At 44.3% G+C, this 20,680-nt stretch carries 15 protein-coding genes and 1 pseudogene; 3 read left to right on the top strand and 13 right to left on the bottom strand.

The window, feature by feature from the left end:
* Positions 1–8: 8 nt before the first annotated feature.
* The 8 genes and pseudogenes from RCG17_RS12375 to RCG17_RS12410 form a co-directional block, all read right to left on the bottom strand.
* The gene (locus RCG17_RS12375) at positions 9–224 is read right to left on the bottom strand and encodes a hypothetical protein (RefSeq protein WP_308175432.1); all 216 of its coding nucleotides are present in this window, start codon (positions 222–224) and stop codon (positions 9–11) included.
* Between the two features lie 83 nt (positions 225–307).
* The gene (gene icmF, locus RCG17_RS12380) at positions 308–3,556 is read right to left on the bottom strand and encodes a fused isobutyryl-CoA mutase/GTPase IcmF (RefSeq protein WP_308175433.1); all 3,249 of its coding nucleotides are present in this window, start codon (positions 3,554–3,556) and stop codon (positions 308–310) included.
* A 20-nt stretch (positions 3,557–3,576) separates the two neighbouring features.
* The gene (locus RCG17_RS12385) at positions 3,577–4,194 is read right to left on the bottom strand and encodes a TetR/AcrR family transcriptional regulator (RefSeq protein WP_308175829.1); all 618 of its coding nucleotides are present in this window, start codon (positions 4,192–4,194) and stop codon (positions 3,577–3,579) included.
* 305 nt (positions 4,195–4,499) lie between these two features.
* Positions 4,500–5,639 (bottom strand): acyl-CoA dehydrogenase, encoded by a 1,140-nt coding sequence (locus RCG17_RS12390; protein WP_308175434.1) that lies wholly within the window; start codon positions 5,637–5,639, stop codon positions 4,500–4,502.
* A gap of 72 nt (positions 5,640–5,711) precedes the next feature.
* Positions 5,712–6,848, bottom strand: a complete 1,137-nt coding sequence (locus RCG17_RS12395) for an acyl-CoA dehydrogenase (protein WP_308175435.1) — start codon at positions 6,846–6,848, stop codon at positions 5,712–5,714.
* Positions 6,849–6,868: 20 nt separating this feature from the next.
* The gene (locus RCG17_RS12400) at positions 6,869–7,723 is read right to left on the bottom strand and encodes a 3-hydroxybutyryl-CoA dehydrogenase (RefSeq protein WP_308175436.1); all 855 of its coding nucleotides are present in this window, start codon (positions 7,721–7,723) and stop codon (positions 6,869–6,871) included.
* Between the two features lie 192 nt (positions 7,724–7,915).
* Positions 7,916–9,103, bottom strand: a complete 1,188-nt coding sequence (locus RCG17_RS12405; protein WP_308175830.1) for an acetyl-CoA C-acetyltransferase — start codon at positions 9,101–9,103, stop codon at positions 7,916–7,918.
* A gap of 254 nt (positions 9,104–9,357) precedes the next feature.
* A pseudogene (locus RCG17_RS12410) lies at positions 9,358–11,443 on the bottom strand (heterodisulfide reductase-related iron-sulfur binding cluster).
* Between the two features lie 149 nt (positions 11,444–11,592).
* Between RCG17_RS12410 and cls the strand changes: the two are divergent.
* The gene (gene cls, locus RCG17_RS12415) at positions 11,593–12,786 is read left to right on the top strand and encodes a cardiolipin synthase (RefSeq protein WP_308175437.1); all 1,194 of its coding nucleotides are present in this window, start codon (positions 11,593–11,595) and stop codon (positions 12,784–12,786) included.
* Positions 12,787–12,797: 11 nt separating this feature from the next.
* Positions 12,798–13,754 carry a UV DNA damage repair endonuclease UvsE gene (gene uvsE / locus RCG17_RS12420; protein WP_308175438.1) on the top strand — a complete coding sequence of 319 codons (957 nt, stop codon included), beginning with the start codon at positions 12,798–12,800 and terminating at the stop codon, positions 13,752–13,754.
* A 125-nt stretch (positions 13,755–13,879) separates the two neighbouring features.
* On the opposite strand, the gene RCG17_RS12425 is transcribed toward uvsE, so the two are convergent.
* From RCG17_RS12425 to speE, 5 genes are all read right to left on the bottom strand, one after another.
* Positions 13,880–14,062, bottom strand: coding sequence for an H-type small acid-soluble spore protein (locus RCG17_RS12425; protein ID WP_308175439.1), 183 nt, complete (start codon positions 14,060–14,062; stop codon positions 13,880–13,882).
* A gap of 91 nt (positions 14,063–14,153) precedes the next feature.
* Positions 14,154–15,824 carry an arginine--tRNA ligase gene (gene argS, locus RCG17_RS12430; protein WP_308175440.1) on the bottom strand — a complete coding sequence of 557 codons (1,671 nt, stop codon included), beginning with the start codon at positions 15,822–15,824 and terminating at the stop codon, positions 14,154–14,156.
* Positions 15,824–16,237 (bottom strand): YwiB family protein, encoded by a 414-nt coding sequence (locus RCG17_RS12435; protein ID WP_308175441.1) that lies wholly within the window; start codon positions 16,235–16,237, stop codon positions 15,824–15,826. Before RCG17_RS12435 ends, argS begins: the two co-directional genes overlap by 1 nt.
* Positions 16,238–16,337: 100 nt before the next feature.
* Positions 16,338–17,210 carry an agmatinase gene (gene speB / locus RCG17_RS12440; protein ID WP_308175442.1) on the bottom strand — a complete coding sequence of 291 codons (873 nt, stop codon included), beginning with the start codon at positions 17,208–17,210 and terminating at the stop codon, positions 16,338–16,340.
* Between the two features lie 68 nt (positions 17,211–17,278).
* Complete coding sequence (gene speE / locus RCG17_RS12445) at positions 17,279–18,106, bottom strand: spermidine synthase (protein ID WP_374120926.1); 828 nt, start codon at positions 18,104–18,106, stop codon at positions 17,279–17,281.
* A 343-nt stretch (positions 18,107–18,449) separates the two neighbouring features.
* Here speE and RCG17_RS12450 point away from each other — a divergent pair, with 343 nt between their 5' ends.
* Positions 18,450–20,519 carry a transglycosylase domain-containing protein gene (locus RCG17_RS12450; RefSeq protein ID WP_308175443.1) on the top strand — a complete coding sequence of 690 codons (2,070 nt, stop codon included), beginning with the start codon at positions 18,450–18,452 and terminating at the stop codon, positions 20,517–20,519.
* Positions 20,520–20,680 lie beyond the last annotated feature (161 nt).

Here is a 20,680-nt window from a genome sequence, read left to right on the forward strand (position 1 = left end):
TGCTAGCTCTATCTGTTGTTCTGCTTGATTTTTTCTTTCTTTTCCATATTTGTTTTTGTTGGATCATGCCTTGTAAACCGTCTAAATTGCTTCACCGTCAGGTAAAAAAAGAAAATGGCAATCAGTAAAAATGGAATGGCACCTAATTGGCGCTGATAAAGATAATAAGCAGGCCAGGCAAGAATGATTAAAACCAGCAAAAAAATTAAGTATGTTTTCCTCAAAGTACTTCCACCTGCCTGGTTACATGAATTCAAGTAGAATTATATACGAACTCTACAAAAAAACAATGGCAAAGCGCCATTGTCTACATATTTCTTCGGTACTGACCGCCTACTTCATAAAGGGCCCTAGTAATCTGCCCGAGGCTTGCCACCTTGACAGCATCCATTAATGCTTCAAAAATATTACCGTTCTGGACGGCTGTTTCTTTTAACTTTTGCAGCACTTTTTCTGCCTCTTCTTCATGCTCTTGTTGGAATTCCCTTAAATGATGGATTTGCGATTCTTTTTCTTCCTTGGAAGCTCTGGCAATTTCCATCGTGTCGATTTCTTCTGAAGATGGCGGATTCGGGTTCAAATACGTATTGACGCCAATAATCGGCAGTTCACCCGAGTGTTTTTTCATTTCATAATACATCGATTCATCCTGAATTTTACCGCGCTGATATTGTGTCTCCATCGCTCCAAGCACACCACCGCGATCATTGATTCGTTCAAATTCCTGAAGAACGGCTTCTTCGACAAGGTCTGTCAGCTCTTCAATGATAAATGAACCTTGCAAGGGATTTTCATTTTTCGTTAAACCATGCTCCTTGGTAATAATCATTTGAATCGCCATCGCCCTCCGAACTGATTCTTCGGTCGGCGTTGTAATCGCCTCATCATAAGCATTGGTATGAAGCGAATTACAATTATCATGCAGGGCCATCAAGGCCTGCAAGGTTGTACGGATATCATTAAAATCAATTTCCTGGGCATGCAAGGAGCGGCCCGATGTTTGGATATGGTACTTAAGTTTCTGACTGCGTTCATTTGCTCCGTATTTATCGCGCATCACCGTTGCCCAAATTCGGCGGGCAACTCGGCCAATCACCGTATATTCAGGATCAAGCCCATTGGAGAAAAAGAACGATAAGTTTGGTGCAAAATCATCAATATGCATGCCGCGGCTTAAATAATATTCCACATAGGTAAAGCCATTTGACAACGTAAATGCCAGCTGTGAAATGGGATTAGCGCCGGCCTCAGCGATATGATAACCAGAAATCGAAACAGAATAGTAATTGCGAACCTGGTGATCAATGAAATACTGCTGGATATCTCCCATCATCCGCAATGCAAATTCTGTTGAAAAAATACAAGTATTTTGGCCTTGGTCTTCTTTTAAAATATCAGCCTGGACTGTGCCCCGTACTGTTTTTACCGTGTAGGCCTTTACTTGTTCATATTCATCTGCAGTTAATGGGCGGCCGAGCTGAGCCTCTCTTTTTTCCATCTGCTGTTCAATCGCCGTATTCATAAACATTGCCAGGATGATTGGTGCCGGACCATTAATCGTCATCGAAACAGATGTGGATGGATGGCATAAATCAAATCCTGCATACAATTTTTTCATATCAGCAAGGGAACAGACGTTAACCCCGCTTTCCCCTACTTTTCCAAAAATATCCGGCCGATAGTCGGGATCCTCACCGTAAAGGGTTACGGAATCAAACGCTGTACTCAGGCGTTTGGCATGATCGTCCTTTGATAAATAATGGAAACGGCGATTCGTCCGCTCCGGTGTGCCTTCACCGGCAAACTGTCTTTTTGGATCTTCCCCTTCGCGTTTAAATGGGAAAACTCCAGCCGTATATGGGAAACCTCCAGGAACATTTTCGCGGTATACCCAGCGGATGATTTCTCCGTAATCCTTAAATCCTGGCAGGACCACCTTTGGAATATCAATTCCTGACAGGGATTTTGTTTTTAACACGGTAATGATTTCTTTATCACGGACCCGTGTGACAAATTGGTCACGCTTATAGTCGGCCTTCGTTTGCTCCCAGCCGGCAAGGATTTTTTTTGTTTCAGGAGTTAGTTTCTCTTCTGTTTCCTGCTTGACTTTTTCCAACGCTGCGAGTACCTCGGGGGCCTGTTCCTTGACTAGCTCGATTGCCCCTTCAAGCTGGAAAAGCTTCCGAGCTAGATCCGCCTGCACTTCTGCCTTTTTATGATAATTCCTGACGGTATCGGAAATTTCGCGCAAGTAGTAGCGGCGTTCATTCGGAATGATCACATTTTGCTTTTCGACTTTTGCATTGCGACGATGGGAAGTCTGCCAATTGGCGGCGGTTTTTTCATTGATTTTTTCAATCAGGGCTGCAAACAGGGCATTTGTTCCCTGGTCATTAAATTGACTGGCAATCGTGCCGTAAACCGGCATATCCTCGAGTTCTTTTTCAAAAAGCATCTGACCTCGCTGGAATTGCTTTTGGACTTGACGCAATGCATCTTCTGAGCCTTTACGCTCAAATTTGTTGATGACAATCAAATCGGCAAAATCGATCATATCGATTTTTTCCAACTGGGTTGGGGCCCCAAATTCGCTTGTCATGATGTATAGGGCAACATCACAGATTTCGGTGATTTCGGCATCGCCTTGGCCAATCCCGCTCGTTTCGACGATAATCAGGTCATAGCCGGCCGCCTTCACCACCGCCACTGCATCCTGGATCGCTAACGATAATTCACTTTTGGAGGAACGTGTGGCAAGACTGCGCATATAAACACGAGGGTTAAAGATCGCATTCATTCGAATACGGTCGCCTAAAAGAGCACCACCCGTTTTTTGCTTTGTTGGATCGACGGATAAAATAGCCACTTTTTTCTCAGGAATTTCGTTGATAAAGCGGCGGATCAATTCATCGGTTAAGGAACTTTTTCCAGCACCACCTGTTCCGGTAATCCCAATCACTGGAGCAGCCCCTGCTAAGCTTCTAACTTTTTCAATCGTCGATGCAGCTTCCCGTACAAGCTGGACGTTTAGTTCTGCGAGGGTAATCAGTTTGGCAATCGCAACTATGTCACCGTTTTTTAGTTTTTCAATTTGTTCTGTCGCATCTACGGTAACCGTTGAAAAATCACATTCCGCTAGCATTCGATTAATCATGCCCTGAAGGCCCATGACCCGGCCATCTTCCGGTGAAAAAATCCAAGCGATTCCGTACTCGTGAAGCTCGTTTATTTCCCGGGGAAGGATTACACCGCCACCGCCGCCATAAATACGAATTTGGGATGCCCCTTTTTCCTTTAATAAATCATACATATATTTGAAATACTCCATATGTCCGCCTTGATAAGACGAAATGGCAATGCCTTGGACATCCTCCTGGATAGCGGCATTGACGATTTCCTCCACGGAGCGGTTATGGCCGAGATGAATGACTTCTGCGCCGCTAGCCTGCAAAATTCTTCTCATAATATTGATGGAGGCGTCATGTCCATCAAACAAACTGGAAGCTGTTACAAAACGAATGTGATTTTGCGGCTTATACCTTTCAGTTGTGCTCATCCTTTTCCTCCTTCCAAAAATTACCTGATTCCAGAAAACAACAGGTCTGTTTGCAGATCAATATACTCCTGTAGTGTATATTGTTTTTGCAGGGCCCAACGGCGGAATCCCCACATTTGTCCTAAAACAAAAATATTATGGGCCATCATATTTACTTCTCGCTCGGACAAGTGCAGCTCGCCATTGGCAACACATTTGGCCAGCACATTTTCAAACATGCCAACCATTTCTGTTTCCTTTTCAATAATATAGTGCTTGGCATCCCTTGAAAGGGACTTCGTTTCCTGATACAAAACGAGGAATTCTGTTTGCATTTCATGAACGATATTGAAATAGTAGGCGATCCCTAATTTAAGGCTTTTTAATGTTCCTTTTTTTTCAGCGAGGTCTTTACCGAGGCGTTCGCTAACATTTTCGTAGATGCTGTCACAAACAAGGAACAGAATATCTTCCTTGGTGCGTATATATTCATATAGTGTGCCAATGCTGAATCCTGCAGCTTTGGCAATTTCTCTAGTAGTTGTACCATGGAAACCTTTTTGTTTAAAAAGAGTGACAGCCCCCTTAATCATTTGATCCCGCCTTTTTTGAATCAGGCGTTCATCTTTAACAGAGGTTTCAACCTGCCTCTTTGTCATGATTGTTTTTTCCAATGGTCCATCCCCCCTTTTACTTTTTGTTACGTTGACCATTACTTTTTGATAGCAGTATTCGTTATCGGCCCACTGGGATTCTGGTTTCTTGTTTCGTTACCTTTCGAGCCGATTTCCCGCCTTCATGGGCACGATTTGCGGCTTTTCGTTACCTTCAGAGCCGATTTCCCGCCTTCATGGGCACGATTTGCGGCTTTTCGTTACCTTTCGAGCCGATTTTCTACCTTCATGGTCACGATTTGCGGCTTTTCGTTACCTTCCAGGCCGATTCTCCGTCTTCATGGTCACGATTATTTCGTGAGCATTCGTGAGATGACGAGGCGCTGGATTTCTTGGGTGCCTTCGTAGATTTGGGTGATTTTGGCGTCGCGCATAAAGCGTTCAACAGGATAATCCTTCGTATAACCGTAACCACCAAAAATCTGTACGGCATCGGTTGTGACCTTCATGGCTGTGTCTCCAGCAAATAGCTTTGACATCGCCGACTCCTTGCCATATGGCTTTCCGCTCGACTCCAGCCATGCTGCCTGGTAGGTTAATAGTCTTGCGGCCTCAACGCTTGTTGCCATATCGGCCAGTTTAAAGCCAATGCCCTGATTGGCGGCAATTGGTTGGCCAAATTGATGGCGCTCACGGGCATAATCAACCGCTGCATCCAATGCCCCCTGCGCAATTCCAACCGCTTGGGCAGCGATGCCGTTGCGGCCGCCATCAAGGGTCATCATCGCAATTTTAAAGCCTTCACCTTCTGCTCCAAGACGATTTGCAACAGGAACCTTGCAATCTTGAAAAATAATTTCCGTTGTCGGCGAGGAACGAATCCCTAGTTTCTTTTCTTTTTTGCCAACAGAAAAGCCTGGAAAGGCCGCTTCGATAATAAAGGCGCTTATGCCTTTTTGTTTTTTGTCTGGGTCAGTTAAGGCAAACACGACATAAATGTCAGCAACTCCGCCGTTGGTGATAAAAATTTTGGAGCCATTTAATATATAGTGGTCACCATCTTTACGGGCCGTTGTTTTCATCGCACCTGAATCAGAGCCGCTGCCAGGCTCTGTTAAGCCGTAGCCACCGATTTTTTTTCCTTCAGCCATTGGCCTTAAGTATTGTTGCTTCTGCTCTTCTGTGCCGAATTTAAAAATTGGCCAGCCGGCCAAGGATGTATGGGCAGAAAGAGTGACACCTGTTGAGGCGCAAACTCTTGATAGTTCTTCGACAGCGATGCAATAGGCGAGATAATCGCTGCCGATGCCGCCGTACTCTTCAGGCCATGGAATCCCGGTTAAGCCGAGCTCCGCCATTTGGTCGAAAATTTCGCGGTCAAAGCGTTCGTTTTCGTCGCGCTCAGCAGCAGTTGGGGCAACTTCGTTTCGGGCAAAATCTCGAACCATTTTCCGAATCATTTCATGCTCTTCCGATAATTGAAAATTCATCAGGGTACTCCTCCTATTATTAAGGTGGCTATGTTGGCGATGTCCGCTTCAGGCGCTCCCATCATCATAGCCCTAAGAAAGTAAACTTTTACTGATCACAATCCGCTGGATTTCACTTGTTCCTTCGTAAATTTCGGTGATTTTGGCATCGCGGAAGTAGCGTTCGACTGGATAGTCCTCGGTGTAGCCATAGCCGCCAAAAACTTGAATCGCCTCGATTGCGGTTTCGACGGCGGTCTTTGAGGCAAACAGCTTCGCAGTGGAAGCTTCAAAACTGCATTTTTGACCTTGCTGCCGTAAATGTGCGGCCCTATAGAGTAATAGCTTGGCGGCCTCCACATTTGTTGCCATGTCAGCAAGCTTAAAGGCTACTCCCTGTTGAGCTGCGATCGGTTTACCAAACTGTTGGCGCCCCTTGGCATAGGAGGTTGCAGCATCGAGTGCCGCTTCGGCAATACCCATTGCCTGGGCCGCAATCCCAATTCTCCCCACATCGAGGTTGGCCATCGCAATTTTAAAGCCCTCGCCTTCAGAACCAAGTATATTTTCGACAGGTACCCGCATATTCTCAAAGGAGAGCTGGACAGTTCTTGAGCCGTGCAGTCCCATTTTTCGCTCATCTTTGCCAACAATGAAGCCTGGTGTGTTTTTTTCCACAATAAAGGCAGTAATGCCTTTGCTTCTCAACCCTGGATTTGTCGAGGCAAATACGATATAAACGTCAGCCGCACCGCCATTGGTAATAAACATTTTGGAGCCGTTGATGATATAGTCATTTCCATGCTTTACGGCTTTTGTCTTTAAGGCAGAGGCATCTGAACCCGAGCTTGATTCAGTCAGGCAAAAAGCACCTAAATATTCGCCTGAAGCAAGTTTAGGTACGTATTTTTGCTTTTGTGCATCTGTTCCAAAATAAAGGATTGGATTGGTACATACAGAGGTATGGACAGAGAGGATGACCCCGATGGTTGCGCTGACCCGAGAAAGTTCATGAATGGCCAGGATATAAGAGATAAAATCCATCCCTGCCCCACCATATTTTTCAGGCACTGGGATCCCCATCAGGCCCAGTTCTCCCATTTTGCGAAGGACCTCGGATGGAAACTGGCCTTGTTCCATTTTTTCAATAAAAGGGACAATTTCACTTTGAGCAAAATCTCGGACCATCTTTCTGAGCATTTCTTGTTCTTCCGTAAATGTTAGCTTCATCCATGACGCCCCCTCATGTATTATTTATCATAGGTGTAAAAGCCACGGCCCGTTTTGCAGCCTAGCCAGCCTGCCTTAACATACTTCCGCAGCAAGGGGCATGGACGGTACTTGGAGTCACCGAAGCCTTCATGAAGGACCTCCATGATATACAAGCACGTATCCAGACCAATAAAATCGGCTAACTGAAGCGGCCCCATTGGATGATTCATCCCAAGCTTCATGACTTGATCGATGGCTTCCTTCGTTGCGACACCTTCATAAAGGGTATAGATGGCTTCGTTAATCATCGGCATTAGGACCCTGTTTGAAACGAAGCCAGGGAAATCATTAACTTCGACGGGAACTTTATTCAAGGATTTCGTCATTTCAGAGATCGTTTCATAGGTTTGATCAGCCGTTGCCAAGCCGCGGATGATTTCAACCAGTTTCATGACAGGAACAGGGTTCATAAAATGCATGCCAATTACTTTATCCGGCCGCTTAGTAACCGCAGCAATTTCTGTGATCGGCAGTGAGGATGTATTGCTTGCCAAAATGGCATGGGCAGGAGCGATATTATCCAGCCTTTTAAAAATTTTCGCTTTGATTTCCATATTTTCAACTGCCGCTTCGATGACAAGGTCAACATTCGCAGCATCATTGATATCGGTAGAGGCTTGGATCCGTCCAACGATTTCCTCTTTTTGCTCGGAAGACAATCTTCCTTTCTCGACTTGTCTGCCAAGGTTTTTATTGATGATCCCTAATCCGCGATCAACGAATTCTTGTTTGATGTCATTTAAAAAAACTTGATAACCGCTTTGAGCGCAAACTTGGGCAATCCCCGATCCCATTTGACCTGCTCCAATGACCATTACCTGTTTCACCTGCATGATTTCTCCCCCTATAGTTAAAAAAATCTATTAATCTAGGTTTCACGCTTATGACCCTACGATGCGGATTCCGCCAATCCGGGCGATTATTCATCTGAATTTTAAATTATTCCGCCATAATTAACGTTAATTCCGCAAAATATTAGATTATTTCGCCGAAATCAACGTTAATTCCGCCAACCCCATTTGGACTTATTGCTTCGGCACTTCAATCATAATTGCGTCTCCCTGGCCGCCGCCGCTGCAGATCGCCGCAATGCCAACACCGCCGCCGCGACGTTTTAGTTCATGCATCAACGTAATAATGATGCGGGCGCCGCTTGCACCGATTGGGTGCCCAAGCGCAATCGCTCCCCCATTTACATTTAGTTTTTCAGGATCAAGACCAGCAATCTTTGTGCTTGCTAAGGCAACTGCCGCAAAAGCCTCGTTGATTTCAAACAAATCAATTTCACCCAGAGTTTTACCCGTTTTTTTCAACAGTTCCTCAATTACAATTCCAGGCGTTTTCGGGAAATCCTTCGCTTCCGTAGCGATGGCTGCCGATCCAAGGATAACCGCCTCCGGTGTTCTTCCCTCTTTTAGTGCACGCTCTTCGCTCATCAACACTAACGCCGCCGCACCGTCATTCACCCCAGGAGCATTTCCTGCAGTAATGGTGCCATCAAAGTTAAACACCGGAGCTAGCTTGGAAAGCCGTTCAATTGAAGTGTCAGCACGGGGTGATTCGTCACGGTCAACAACGATTGGATCACCTTTTCGCTGCGGTACGCTAATTGGAAGAATTTCTTCTGCCAGCTTACCGTTTTCGATAGCAGCAACGGTAAGCTTGTGGCTTCTCAACGCCCACTCGTCCTGCTCTTGGCGGGTAATGCCCATTTCCTTAGCGGTTGCGTTTCCATATGTGCCCATATGAACACCGGTAAAGCTGCAGGTTAAACCATCATAAACCATTAAATCTTTCACAGATGTGTCGCCCATTCTTAAGCCCCATCTGGCTTTTGGAAGTATGTAAGGTGCATTGCTCATCGACTCCATCCCGCCTGCAACGATAACCTCTTCGTCGCCGAGTCTTATCATTTGGTCTGCCATCGTGACACTGCGCATTCCCGATGCACATACCTTGTTGATGGTTTCTGTTTTCACTTCCCACGGAAGTCCAGCTTGAACAGCTGCCTGGCGGGATGGAATCTGCCCTTGTCCCCCTTGCAAAACGCTACCAAGAATGACTTCTTGAACATGTTCTGATTCAACCTCAGCGCGTGATAAAGCTTCTTTGATCACCATTCCGCCTAATTGTGAAGCCGTAAAACTGCTTAATGCTCCCCCAAGTTTCCCAAAAGGTGTTCTAACTCCACTTAAAATGACTGTTTTCATCATCATCCATCCCTCTCCTCTAGTTGTCCTTTTTGAATGTCATCGATGCTATTGTCTGGACTTACATTAAAAGTGCCCGAATATGGGCACCATTACTTTGTTCATGACTGAACGCTCACTCAAGCCCTGCTGAGAGCGTTTTCTCACTTTCTATATTTGCACAAAAAAAGCCGGAAGTCGATATTATAATATTTACAATATTCAACACATTCCGACTCCAATTATTATTTAGTTTTTTTATTTTACAAATTCCGACTTTAATCGCCGCAAACTGCTTTTTCAAGAAGCTCGGCGACATCATACGTCTTGACTTTATCTTCCACTTCTTTTGCTTTTGTTCCATCAGATAGCATCATTAAACAATAAGGACATCCAGAGCTAATGACGGTTGGATTTACAGCAAGAGCTTGCTCAGTGCGGGCTACATTGATGCGATGGCCTGTTTCTTCCTCCATCCACATTAAGCCGCCCCCTGCCCCGCAGCACATGCCTGTTTCACGGTTTCGTTCCATTTCCACAAGCTTGACCCCAGGAATGCTTTTTAAAATTTCCCTTGGCGGATCAAAGACTTCGTTATAACGGCCCAAGTAGCAGGAATCATGGAAGGTAATGGTCTCATTGACCTCGTATTTCGGTACGAGCCGCCCATCCTTCACAAGCTGGGCCAACAGCTCGGTGTGATGGTAGACTTCTGCTGTTAAGCCAAAGTCAGGATATTCATTTTTAAAAGTGTTATAGGCATGCGGGTCAATCGTCACAATCCTTTTGACCTCACTTTTTTCCATTTCCTCAATATTTTTTGTAGCTAGCTCTTGAAAAAGAAACTCATTGCCAAGCCTGCGAGGTGTGTCACCGGAATTTTTCTCCTTGTTGCCCAAAATGGCGAATTTCACACCTGCCTCGTTTAACAGTTTGGCGAAGCTGATGGTGATTTTTTGGCTGCGGTTATCATAGGAACCCATCGAACCGACCCAAAAGAGGTATTCGAACTCTTCATCGGCCTTTTTGGCTTCTTTGACCGTTGGAATGTGGACGCCTTCTGCTGCTTCACGCCAATTTTCCCGTTCTTTCCGCTTAAGCCCCACGGGTTGCCTTGGCGCTCAATATTTTGAATGGCCCGCTGTGCATCGGAGTTTATTCTTCCTTCTGTTAAAACAAGATAGCGACGCAGGTCGATAATTTTTTCGACATGTTCATTCATCACCGGACACTGGTCCTCACAATTGCGGCAGGTTGTACAGGCCCAAATTTCTTCTTCGGTAATGACTTCACCAATCAGGCTTGGATTATAGACAGCCGTTGCGGCCGCTTCTTGGGCCCCGCTTGCTGCGGCGGCAAGCGCTAACTTATTGCCTTTTGTATGGGCGAAGGCAAACGTTGGTACCCATGGCTGCTTTGACGTTACGGCAGCACCATGGTTCGTCAAGTGATCCCGCAGTTTAATCATCAGGTCCATCGGCGACAGCATTTTCCCTGTCCCAGTCGCTGGGCACATATTCGTGCAGCGGCCGCATTCAACACAGGCATATAAATCGACAAGCTGCAACCTTGTAAAGTCTTCAATTTTTCCAACTCCAAACGATTCTTGGGTCTCATCTTCAAAATTGATGGCTTTTAGCTTGCCCGCTTTTCCAAACGGTTTAAGTAAACGTTGGCAGGACCGGCAATTAAGTGCGCATGCTTGGATTGCGGTACATAAACTAAAAAGGATAATAATAAGAGCAAATGCAGCCACCAGGCAATATAAAAGATAAAAATTGCCGCCGTCTTTCCAATCGCAGCATAGGATATCAGGGATGCCACAGGTTCTGTCCATGTCGGGGTCTCCCCATGCCAAATGAGCCCCATGCCATTGCCAATCAACACAGAAACCATTAAGCCCCCAATAAAAATCAATACAAGTCCCGATTTAAAGTTTCGTTTCAAGCGGACTAGCTTTTCAACATAACGGCGGTAAAACGCCAGGATGACCGCTGCTAAAATCAAGAGTGTAACGATTTCCTGGAAAAAGGTGAAGCCTGGATAAAGCGGTCCCAGCGGCAGATGTGTTCCAGGCTTGATTCCCTTCCAGATAAAATCAATCGCTCCAAATTGAACAAGAATAAAGCCGTAAAAAAACATCACATGCATGATGCCGCTTTTTTTATCTTTCAAAAGCTTTTTCTGGCCGAAAACATTGATCCAAATCTTTTCGAGCCGTCTTTTTACATCGTTATCAAACTCCGTTTGCTTGCCCAGCTTAATGTATTCAATCCGCGTTTTTACAACATAAACAAATAGACTAATCCCGTAAGCAGTTACGGCTAAAAACGCAATTAAGTTAATCCATAACAATCCATTCATTGCCTCGCCTCCTCTATTTTTTAAAATTTTCAGAATAGTATTCTTATCTCTATTATAAATTGTGTGAACTTTCAGTCAAACATTTTGTGATAAATAGGACAAGCTGTTTCTGGTCATCCTAATCCATATGCTAGGAGGAGATGAGCAAAATGAAGGTTTTATTGGGAATCATAATCATTATTCTAATATGGATTTTTTGCGATTTTCTTCTTGGCCGAAAAAAGCACATGAGGATCGCCAGAAAGGAAGAGTCTACATTTTTGTATGGAAGTTTGGACATTTTCCCACATGGCCCGGAATTAATGGCTGATTTTTTCAATGAGCTAAAGCAGGCCAAAGCCCATATCCACGTGTTATTTTACATTGTGAAAAAAGACCAAATCAGCAAAGAATTCCTATCTATTTTAAAAAAGAAGGCCCAGGAAGGTGTTCAAGTCCGGCTTCTTCTCAGCCGGCTTGGGAGCCACAAGGTATCACGGGATACAATTTCAGCACTAAAGGAAGCGGGCGTCGAGTTTGCCTTCAGTAATCGGCTGCGGTTTCCCTTTCTGTTTTATTCCTCACAAGTACGCAATCATCGGAAAATCACAATCATCGATGGGACTATTGCCTATCTTGGCGGCTTTAATGTTGCCAAGGAATATGTTGACCAGGACCCGAAACTAAGTCCTTGGCGAGACTATCATTTAAAAATAAGCGGCGAATCTGTGCCCTTTATTCAGCGGGTGTTTTTAAAGGATTGGAAGGAATATGGAGGCGTTGATTTGCTAGGAGACGATGCCCTTTTTTCAAAAAATGCCCCAGGGGATTTTTTGCATCAACTTATTCCGACAGAAGCAGGACAGCTCGAGGAAATTTTTGTCGAACGAATTAAGGCGGCAAAGACATCGATTTTGATTGGTACACCCTATTTTATTCCCAGTAAAAGGGTGTTTGCTACACTCTTGGAGGCAATTCACCGCGGTGTTCGGCTCCGTGTCATTGTCCCTGCCAAATCGGATCATATTTTAGTCCAGGAGGCATCCTTCCCCTACTTGCGCCGTTTATTAATCGCAGGTGCTGAAGTTTTTGAATTTAAAAACGGATTTTATCATGCAAAAACATGTATTTTTGATGAAAAAATATGTGATATCGGCACAGCCAATTTTGATAAAAGAAGCATTTTTTTAAATAAAGAAATTAATTGCTATATTCATGATCCTAAGTATATTTCAAGGGTCGAGGATATTATTAATAAAGATTTGCTTGATTCAAAGCCCTTGTTATTAGCGGACCTGACCAAACCAAACTTCTTCCGTTCATTTAAAGAGAGCATCGCTGGGGCAATATCGTTGTTTTTATAAGGGGGGGCTTTATGAAAATTCGTTTTGGTTATGTTTCTCATGCGGTTAGTTTGTGGGATGCGAGCCCTGCTAAAACTGTGACCTTTACCCGCTATCAGCAGCTTGGTGCGGAAGAGCGAAAAGACAAGCTCTTGTTTGTCACAAAGGAAAATTTGAAGCATACGTTGCGAATGTTATATTACAATCTTGGCCATGAAATTGAGCTGTACCGCTTATCGAGTTCGATTGTACCGCTTGCCACTCACCCCGACATTCTCTGGGACTTTGTCACTCCGTTTCGCCAGGAATGGCTGGAAATTGGCGGCTTGGTGAAGAAGAAACGGCTGCGGGTTAGCTTTCATCCTAACCAGTTTACCCTGTTTACTTCTCCACAGAAAAAAATAACGAAAAATGCAGTTGTCGATATGGAATATCACTATAAGATGCTTAAAGCAATGGGGATTGAAGCATCAAGTCTGATTAATATCCATATCGGAGGTGCATATGGTGATAAGGAAAAAACGATCAAGCGGTTTTATGAAAACCTCAAGACGCTGCCTCTTGACATCAAAAAAGTGATGACGTTGGAGAATGATGATAAGACCTATAATGCCGAAGAGACACTTGCTGCATGTGAACGTGTTGGTGTGCCATTTGTGTTTGACTACCATCATCATATGGCCAATCCTTGTGCAGCACCGCTCGAGGACCTGCTGCCAAGAATGTTTGGAACCTGGGCGGGGCGGACGTTTCCTCCAAAGGTACATATTTCTTCGCCAAAAAATGAGAAAGAATTCCGTTCCCATGCTGACTTCGTCAGTGTGGAGTTTATGATGCCATTTTTGAAGCTCCTTCAAGAATATGGGCAAGACATCGATTTTATGATTGAAGCCAAAGCAAAAGACCAGGCGTTGTTAAAACTAGTCGATGATTTGAGCAAAGTGCGCGGGATCAAGCGGATCAGCGGCGGGGCGCTTGAGTTGAAATAGGTTCTGGGATTGGGACTTGCACGTTTTTAGCCGAGGGTTGCACGTGTTTGCCCCGAACTTGCACCTTTTTCGAGGAGCTTTGCACGTTTTGCCTTTTTTTGTAAAAAAAATAAAGAGCCTCATCATCAAGACTCTTCAATCAGATTTAACACAGGGACATCTTTTTCTTCTTCAGGGTTTTTTCGGTAATAGATCCTTGCCATTTTTGTTGCTTCATCCACATGTTGAATGATCACGGGGTCTCCTTGGTAACTCACATGGATCATATCGGAAGAATCCACGATTTCTTTTGCACGTCCAACGTTCATTCGATACCCACTCCTTCTCAAATACCCAATTTAATCTTTGCCAAAATAACCCGTAAAAATACCCCTTTTCAACGAAAAGGGGCTAGTCAAACTACATTTTTTCTGGAGCAGAAACGCCAATTAATAATAAGGCATTTTTCATCGTGATTTGCACTGCTTTCACCAAGGCCAAACGGGCTTTTGTACGCTCAGGATTGTCGCTGTCGAGCACTTTCGCCGCATTGTAAAAGCTGTGGAAAGTTGAAGCCAATTCAAAAATATAGTTAGTGATGCGGTGCGGCACCCGTTTTAAGGCAGCCTCAGAAACTGCCTGAGGGAACTCACCTAATTTTTTCAATAAATCAATTTCCTTTTCGGAGTCGATTCCAGAAAGATCAACACCTGCATCAACCGTCACGCCCTGCTCTTCGCTTTGGCGTAAAATACTGGAGATACGAGCATGAGCATATTGCGCATAATAGACTGGGTTTTCGTTTGATTCAGATACCGCTAAATCAAGGTCGAAGTCTAAATGGGTATCAGAGCTTCGCATTGCAAAGAAATAACGAGTAGCATCGAGGCCGACCTCATCGACGAGATCACGCATCGTAACAGCTTTTCCAGTCCGTTTACTCATCTTCATTTTCTCGCCGTTTTTATACAAATGAACAAGCTGGATGATTTCCACCTCAAGCGCATCCTTATCATAACCGAGCGCCTGAATCGCCGCACGCATTCTTGGAATATAGCCGTGATGGTCTGCACCCCAAATATTGATCAGCTTTTCAAAACCACGGTCAAGCTTATCTTTATGGTAGGCAATATCCGGTGTTAAGTAAGTGTAGGAACCGTCTTGTTTAATTAACACGCGGTCCTTGTCATCACCGAAATCGGTGGAACGAAGCCATGTTGCTCCATCTTGCTCGTAAATATAGCCGGTAGCTCGCAGTGCATCTAAGGCCTTGTCAATTTTGCCATTTTGATATAGAGAGGTTTCCGAGAACCAAACATCAAAGCCGACGCGGAAATCTTCCAAATCCCTTTTCAATTTAGCCATTTCTTCATCTAAACCGTACTGGCGGAAAAGTTCAAAACGTTCCTTCTCATCCATTTTGACGTACTTATCGCCAGATTCTGCTGCTAATCTTTTTCCGATTTCAATAATATCCGCACCATGATAGCCATCCTCCGGCATGTCTTTTTCCATGCCAAGTGCCTGGAAGTAACGGGCTTCCAATGATTTTGCCAGATTGTTAATCTGATTGCCGGCATCGTTAATATAATATTCGCGGGAAACGTCGTAGCCTGCTTTTGCTAAAATATTGCAAAGGGAATCGCCAACAGCGGCACCGCGGGCATGGCCAAGATGCAGGTCCCCAGTAGGGTTGGCGGACACGAATTCCACCTGAACCTTTTGACCGCCGCCGACAGTCGTTTCCCCGTACTTCTCATCTGCCTTTAAAATAGTCGGGATGAGGTCCGTTAAATAGCTGTTGTTCATGTAAAAATTAATAAATCCCGGGCCAGCTAATTCAATTTTTTCAATCGATGCTTTGGAACGATCAAAATGGGCGATTAGCTCCTCGGCAATCGCTCTTGGTGCCCGCTTGGCCACCCGTGCAAGCTGCATTGCCATATTTGTGGAATAGTCACCATGTGCTTTTTCCTTTGGAATTTCAAGAACCACATCGGGAATTTGCTCTTCAGCTGCAAGGCCTGCCTTTAAAACCGCAGCTTTGATTTCTTCCTTTAACTTCGTTTTTACCTGTTCAACTATGTTCATTATTCTTCCTCCTGAAAGGTTATCTCTAAATGGTATGTACCGACGCTGGGTGCTCCTTGCATCGAAAAATCATATCGTAAGTCGATCTTCCCTTTGTTATTGTCGTAGCAAAGGTCGATGTTTTTAGCAACTGTCGTGGTTTCAAATTTGCCGAACGGCACTTCATAATTGCCGCTCATTCTTTGATTGAGCTTGAATGGCAGCTTCATTTTCACGGCACCAGATCGTAAAATGAGCGCTTCGTCTTCCGCTATTTTGAGAATCGTGTGAATGCTCCCCTGATCACTAATTTCATCGTACTGCAGGTAGGAGCTTTTGGCTTTTTGGATAAAATCACCTTGTGCCGTGCCCTCAATGATTTCTTCCTGACCGTCCTGAAAAATAGTTGTTTTTACGTTGATATTTACAGTCATATTGAAGGATGACTCCTTATAAGCATTTCTATTTATTATACCGTATTATACCAAAATTTCAAAAGAAGCCTGCCCTACTGCAGGACAGGCACCTAAAAGATTATTTGACGAAACCAAGAATCATTTCGCGGATCATTTTGCTTGCTGTATTAACCGTTTGCTCTGAATTGTCATAAATCGGTGCCACTTCAACAAGGTCGGCGCCGACTACTTTGACATCGGAGCGGGCAATTTCATGAATCGAGGCCAAGAGCTCTCTTGATGTAATTCCGCCGGCATCAACGGTACCAGTACCTGGTGCATGGGCCGGGTCCAAAACATCGATATCGATCGTGACATAAACAGAACGACCTGAAAGTGTTGGTAAAATTTCTTTCAATGGCTGGTGGACATCGAATTTAGAAATGTGCATGCCATTTTGCTTTGCCCATTCAAATTCCTCTTTCATGCCTGAACGAATGCCAAACGAGTACACATTTTTCGGACCAATATGCTCAGCAATTTTACGAATCGGTGTTGAGTGGGATAGCGGCTCCCCTTCATATTCGGTGCGCAAATCGGTGTGGGCATCAAAATGGATAATGGCTAAATCAGGGTATTTTTTATAAACAGCTTTCATAACTGGCCAGGCAACTAGATGCTCTCCGCCCATACCAAGTGGAAACTTGCCTGCTGCAAGAATTTGGTCAACAAATTCTTCAATCATATCAAGGCTGCGTTGGGCGTTTCCAAACGGCAGCGGAATATCTCCAGCATCGAAATACTTTACCTCTTCCAGTTCACGGTCTAAATACGCACTATATTCTTCAAGTCCGGGAGAAACCTCGCGAATGCGGGTAGGACCAAACCGTGATCCAGGACGATAACTGACTGTCCAGTCCATCGGCATTCCGTATAAAACAGCTTGAGCTTCCTCAAAATTTTGGTGGCTTTTCATAAACAAATTGCCTGCATAGGCTTCATCAAAACGCATAATCTTTTCTTCCTCTCTTTCGGGGGTCTGACCCCCATTGCTCTAACATAGCGGGGGCCTGACCCCTCCTATTTCAATAAATCTCCCACAAACTTCGGCAGCACAAAAGCTGCTTTGTGAAGCTCTTTTGTGTAGTATTTTGTTTCAATTCCATGGAAGCGGTCTTCAGATACCGCTAATGGATCATATTTTTTTGAACCAATGGTGAATGCCCATAAGCCGCTCGGGTAGGTTGGAATATTCGCCACATAAAGCCTTGTTATTGGAAAAATCTCACGAACGTCACGTTGAACATTACGAATTAAATCCGCTTTAAACCAAGGATTGTCCGATTGAGCAACAAACAGGCCGTCCTCTTTTAAAGCTTTTGAAATTCCGGCATAGAAGCCTTTTGTAAAAAGATTAACTGCCGGGCCGACTGGTTCAGTGGAATCAACCATAATGACATCATATTCATTCTCGCTATTGGCAATATGCAGGAACCCGTCATCTACTCTTACATCCACCCGCGGGTCGTCCAATTTGCCAGCAATTTCAGGAAGGAACTTTTTCGAATACTCGATCACTTTACCATCAATATCGACAAGGGTTGCTTTTTTTACACTGGGGTGCTTGAGCACTTCACGAATGACTCCGCCATCGCCGCCGCCGACAACCAGGATGTTTTCCGGTTTTGGATGGGTAAACAATGGCACATGGGCGACCATTTCATGGTAAACAAATTCATCCTTTACCGATGTCATGACCATGTCATCTAGCAAAAGCATATTGCCCCATTCTTCTGTTTCGATCATGTCAAGCTTTTGAAATTCGGTTTGTTCTGTATGTAAGGTCTGATTCACTTTCATGGTAATTCCGAAATTTTTCGTTTGGTATTCTGTAAACCAAATTCCCATTTCGTTCATCCTTTCATCCATTTAATCCTCTGAACTTTGAGAACAGTCTAGCTCCAGCTCCCAGCGACTAGTGTACTTCGCCCACCTCCCTACGATAAGTCAACATCGAATCGCTTACGCTCTTCGTGTTTCCTTTATCTCAGTCGGTTGGCTCCAGTCCATACGTCGCTTAACGGTCGCTTCCACTTTAGGATTTACAAACACGAACAAAAGTATAGAGGAATCTAGCAAAATTTCAAGAAAAATTTTCTTTTTTATCCACAAATGTTTAAAAAGGACTCTTCTTTTTCATACTAATACTATTGCAATTTTTTATAGAGAAAATAATTAGGGGGTGATAGCTTTGGAGATCATGACTAATCATGGGTTTCGGAAAACAATTAAGTATTTACGGGCGTTCATTTTCATCAGTTTGATAGGCATGAGTCTTGCGCTGCTGCTCTTTTTAGGTGTTCTCACCTATGCCAAAGTATTAGGGGCACCACCGCTGGCTGTTCCCCAATCTACTTTATTGATGTCTGATGACGGTAAAGTGATCGGTGAAAGCAATAATGGCCAAAAACGCTATTGGGTTCCGCTAAAGGATATCTCCCCAGACTTAGTCAATGCAACGGTTTCGATTGAAGATAAAAAATTCTATTCCCATCATGGCTTTGATTTTAGTCGGATTGCAGGTGCTGCGCTCGCAGATATTCGTGCGTTTGGCAAGGTTCAGGGTGCGAGTACAATCACACAGCAATATGCCCGCAATCTATTTCTTGAATATGATAAAACATGGGAACGGAAATTATTAGAGGCTTTTTATACCATTCGCCTTGAAATGAATTATTCGAAAAAGGATATTCTAGAAGGCTACTTAAATACAATTTATTATGGAAATGGTGCATATGGTGCGGAAGCTGCCAGTCAATATTATTTTGGCAAAAAAGCTTCGCAATTATCTTTAGCAGAGGCATCGATGTTAGCGGGAATCCCTAAAGGGCCAGGAATATACTCCCCGCTTGTTTCTGAAAAAAGAGCCAAATTTCGGCAACAGGATATTCTCGATTCAATGATTGATAATGGCTATATTTCCAAAAAACAAGCCAAGATTGCTGCAGGCAAGCCTTTGAAATTTTCCGGGAAATATCCAAATCCAGAGAAAAGGATCGCTCCATATTTCCAGGACGCTGTCAAAAACGCTCTAAAATATCAGCTTCATCTCGATGATCGCACCATTGCGCTCGGCGGCTTAAAGGTTTATACAACCTTAAATATTAAAGAACAAAAAGCTGCGGAAGAGAAGATCAAAAAGGTGATTGCCAGCGGCTCGCAAATTCAGACTGCCTTAGTTGCGATGGATCCGAAAACAGGGAATATCAAAGCAATGGTCGGTGGCAGAGATTATCAGCAAAGCCCATTTAATCGCGCTGTTCAAGCAATCAGACAGCCAGGATCAACCTTTAAACCAATACTGTATTATGCAGCACTTGGACAAGGTTTTACGCCTTCCACAACGATGCGCAGTGAATATACGACGTTCCATTTTGATGATGGCTCGAGCGATTACACGCCGCATAACTTCAATAACAAATATGCGGATGGAGAAATCACGATGGCCCAGGCTTTAGCTGTATCCGATAATATTTATGCTGTGAAAACCCATTTATTTTTAGGGGAAGAAACCTTAGTGGACACTGCCAAAAAATTCGGTATTTCAACGCCAATGTCAAAGGTGCCTTCACTTGCACTTGGTACTTCTGGAGTTCGCGTCATTGAAATGGCAAATGCATATAGCATGTTAGCTAATGACGGAATCAAAGTGGAACCAACACTTATTACCAAAGTGGAGGATTATAGCGGAAAAATTATTTATGAGAAGCCGGCTGAAAATGACAGAGTACTAGACCCTGCCAAGGCATTTGTCATGACCAGTATGATGGCAGGAACTTTTGACCCAAAGTTAAACGGATATACGACTGTTACCGGCAACTCTGTTGTCAACGAACTAACTCGGCCCTATGCAGGGAAATCCGGCTCAACCGACACGGATAGCTGGATGATTGGCTACACGCCACAGCTAGTCACTGCCGTTTGGTGCGGCTACGACAAAGGTGAGCCAATTGATTTGTCGGCAGAAAAGTCGTATTCCAAACAAATTTGGGCCCAATTTATGGAGGATGCCTTAAAAGGGAAAGCGGTGAAGAAGTTCAAGCCGCCTAAGGATGGGGTTGTTGGTGTCTACGTGAACCCGGCAAACGGCAAGCTTGCGACAAGTGATTGTCCAGTGAAGCGGATGACGTACTACTTAGAGGGAACGGAGCCAACTGAATATTGCACAGAGCATTTAAGACATAATCAAGACTCGCCAGTAAAACCGCAGCCAGAACAAAAGAAGCCATGGTATAAGCGGATTTTACCTTGGGAGCATTAAACCGGGTGCTTTTTGCGCCTGGTTTTTTGTGTTTGGTGAAATAAATGGTTATTTTGGCGAAATAATCCCCAGTTTCGGCGAAATGGCTGTGATCACTTCAAGTTATTTTCCCGCAAAAATGAAAAGCCCCGAATCAGATTCGGAGCTTTTCGTGTCCTAGT

The organism is Neobacillus sp. PS3-12, assembly GCF_030915385.1.
GTDB lineage: Bacteria > Bacillota > Bacilli > Bacillales > Cytobacillaceae > JAEVLT01.

Coding starts and splice junctions, on each gene's coding strand:
- cls (WP_308175437.1), top strand. CDS start 11,593: ATGAAGGTTTTATTGGGAATCATAATCATTATTCTAATATGGATTTTT.
- RCG17_RS12400 (WP_308175436.1), bottom strand. CDS start 7,723: ATGCAGGTGAAACAGGTAATGGTCATTGGAGCAGGTCAAATGGGATCG.
- RCG17_RS12385 (WP_308175829.1), bottom strand. CDS start 4,194: ATGACAAAGAGGCAGGTTGAAACCTCTGTTAAAGATGAACGCCTGATT.
- speB (WP_308175442.1), bottom strand. CDS start 17,210: ATGCGTTTTGATGAAGCCTATGCAGGCAATTTGTTTATGAAAAGCCAC.
- RCG17_RS12405 (WP_308175830.1), bottom strand. CDS start 9,103: ATGATGAAAACAGTCATTTTAAGTGGAGTTAGAACACCTTTTGGGAAA.
- argS (WP_308175440.1), bottom strand. CDS start 15,824: ATGAACATAGTTGAACAGGTAAAAACGAAGTTAAAGGAAGAAATCAAA.
- speE (WP_374120926.1), bottom strand. CDS start 18,106: ATGGGAATTTGGTTTACAGAATACCAAACGAAAAATTTCGGAATTACC.
- icmF (WP_308175433.1), bottom strand. CDS start 3,556: ATGAGCACAACTGAAAGGTATAAGCCGCAAAATCACATTCGTTTTGTA.
- RCG17_RS12390 (WP_308175434.1), bottom strand. CDS start 5,639: ATGAATTTTCAATTATCGGAAGAGCATGAAATGATTCGGAAAATGGTT.
- RCG17_RS12395 (WP_308175435.1), bottom strand. CDS start 6,848: ATGAAGCTAACATTTACGGAAGAACAAGAAATGCTCAGAAAGATGGTC.
- uvsE (WP_308175438.1), top strand. CDS start 12,798: ATGAAAATTCGTTTTGGTTATGTTTCTCATGCGGTTAGTTTGTGGGAT.
- RCG17_RS12435 (WP_308175441.1), bottom strand. CDS start 16,237: ATGACTGTAAATATCAACGTAAAAACAACTATTTTTCAGGACGGTCAG.
- RCG17_RS12425 (WP_308175439.1), bottom strand. CDS start 14,062: ATGAACGTTGGACGTGCAAAAGAAATCGTGGATTCTTCCGATATGATC.